Here is a 312-nt window from a genome sequence, read left to right on the forward strand (position 1 = left end):
GCCAGCGCCTCGCGGGCCCGCTCGCGCCGCTCCCGCAGGCCGGTCCCCGTGTACAGCAGGCCGTCCGCGACGTTGTCCACCGCGTCGCGGCCCGCCGCCCGGTGGACGTGCTGGAACACGAAGCCGCTGTGGCGGGCGCGCAGCGCGGAGAGCCGGGCGTCGGAGAGCGCGGACACGTCGTACCCGGCGACCCGGACCGTCCCCGTGGTGGGCCGGTCCAGGGTGCCCATGACGTTGAGCATCGTGGACTTGCCGGAGCCGGACGGGCCCACCACGGCGAGGAGTTCGCCCGCGTGGACGGTGAGGTTCACC

The 312-nt window shown here is 76.0% G+C and carries 1 protein-coding gene; it reads right to left on the reverse strand.

Going from position 1 to position 312, the window contains the following annotated elements:
- On the reverse strand, positions 1–311 hold a 311-nt coding region (locus ACLZOT_RS51415), incomplete at its 3' end, for an ATP-binding cassette domain-containing protein (RefSeq protein ID WP_416976169.1).
- Position 312 lies beyond the last annotated feature (1 nt).

Origin of the sequence: Streptomyces sp. 4F14 (assembly GCF_048159485.1) — a bacterium.
Taxonomy (GTDB): domain Bacteria; phylum Actinomycetota; class Actinomycetes; order Streptomycetales; family Streptomycetaceae; genus Streptomyces.